The organism is Aliterella sp. E5.1, assembly GCF_057473825.1.
The window spans coordinates 1-1,622 of sequence record NZ_JBYCCV010000344.1 but is presented as its reverse complement, the minus strand read 5'-3'; the positions used below and the strand labels follow the sequence as shown (position 1 = coordinate 1,622).

The following is a 1,622-nucleotide window of genomic DNA, read 5'->3' as shown; positions in this document are numbered from 1 at the left end:
GCTCTTCCGATCTTTAATAAACACCAGCCAGCTTTCTTGTTGTTCTCTGGTGGTGGCAATGACGTTGCCGGAGAAGAAATCGAGTCCTTTTTAAACCACGCAAGTTCCGGACTGGAGCCTATTCGTGAGAGCCATTTAGACTATGTTTTAAATCAAGTCTTCAGAAAAATTTTTGAAGAACTGATTACTAAGACTAAGGCAGCTGCACCTAGTATTCACATCTTCTTACATGGTTATGGCTATGCTATTCCAGACGGTAGAGCCGTTGCTAAAGTTGTAGGCTTTGATTTTGTTGGACCTTGGCTTCGACCTGCATTTGCTAAAAAGCGAATTTCTCAGGTGACCCAAGCACAGAAAATTATTCGCATTTTAATTGATAACTTCAACGATCTGCTTGCTGACGTAGCATCCGCCGACAGCAACGTTCACTATATTGACTTACGACCAATCATTCAAGACCAGGATTGGGCAAACGAACTCCATTTAAATGTAGACGGTTATGAAAAGGTCGCTAAAGAGTTTACTCAGCGCATCAATCAAGTCTTTAGTAGACCTCTTGCAGATTAGGCTGCCAAAATGAGAAAAATCAGGACATAGCAATTGAAAAGCGTCTTGATGATGAATTAACTATTTAATCTACTCAGTAACTCAAAAAAACCCATTGATGGTCTTGTTTGAAAATGTTTTTACCGGAACGGGATACTCAAGATTAAGACTGAAACTATCTCATATCAAGGATTGAGTATATCTGCTTTATATAAATAATAAAAATTTATTTTCCTGATGTGATTTTACTTATAACCGTTAACTTCCAGGATGGCTTATTTTGAGTGCCAGCATACTAACGTGAATAAAAATTATGAATCTAGCTAAACAAAATCGGCTGACAGGTTTACAGGTTGTTTTGCTCATCAAAATTGTCTTGACTCTTGGTTTATGGGCATTACCATTTTTGCTGCCTGACCCGCTACTTGATTACTCAACTAAACATCTACTTGGGATTTCTGCTTTACAACCTAAAGTTTTCATTCATCTTTTGGGGGCTACCTTTCTAGCTTTAGTAGTAGGATACATTTCGGCTTTTTTCCGAATTAACAACGGAAAAGATGTCAGTCATATTATTTGGGCTGGAGTTGTAAGCAATGGTCTTACTTCGGCAATTTTGTTGCTCTACGGCTTTGCTGGAGCTTATCAATCCTGGTCAACTAGCGGTCAGATAGTGATGTGGGGGTCAGCAGTGGCAACGGGCTTAATTACCTTAGGATTGATTGTTACGGGGGGTTTGAAAGATCATCTGGGACACAGTAACAACCTCTAATTCAATATGAGACATCCTTTTCAAGTTATTTCCATTATTAACTCGTCGCTGCTCCTCGCAGTGCTGACTGCATTGACGCTGATACTGATGGGGGTGCTGGGCAAGATAAGCAAGCCATTAAGCATCCCTGATGTTGCCCCTAACGGCATTATTTCATTGGAGTTTGCAGGCAATTCGGCAAGAGCGAAGGCAATTGTTGCAGCTTGGCGTAACAAGGGCGTTTTACAAAATGCCAATTTGGTGCAATGGCTTGATTTTTTGTATATTGCAGCCTATTCTACGACGCTGAGTTTGGCTTGTCTTT

At 40.3% G+C, this 1,622-nt stretch carries 2 protein-coding genes and 1 pseudogene; all 3 read left to right on the top strand.

Annotation, left to right across the window (positions count from 1 at the left end; genetic code table 11):
- Window positions 1-567, top strand: a 567-nt coding sequence (locus tag AC2VE5_RS27085; RefSeq protein ID WP_486890630.1) for an SGNH/GDSL hydrolase family protein, incomplete at its 5' end; no start/stop codon positions are given.
- 292 nt (window positions 568-859) lie between these two features.
- Window positions 860-1,318: a hypothetical protein gene (locus AC2VE5_RS27080; RefSeq protein WP_486890629.1), complete on the top strand. Its 459-nt coding sequence runs from the start codon at window positions 860-862 to the stop codon at window positions 1,316-1,318.
- Between the two features lie 6 nt (window positions 1,319-1,324).
- Window positions 1,325-1,622, top strand: a pseudogene (locus AC2VE5_RS27075) (hypothetical protein); the annotation flags it as partial.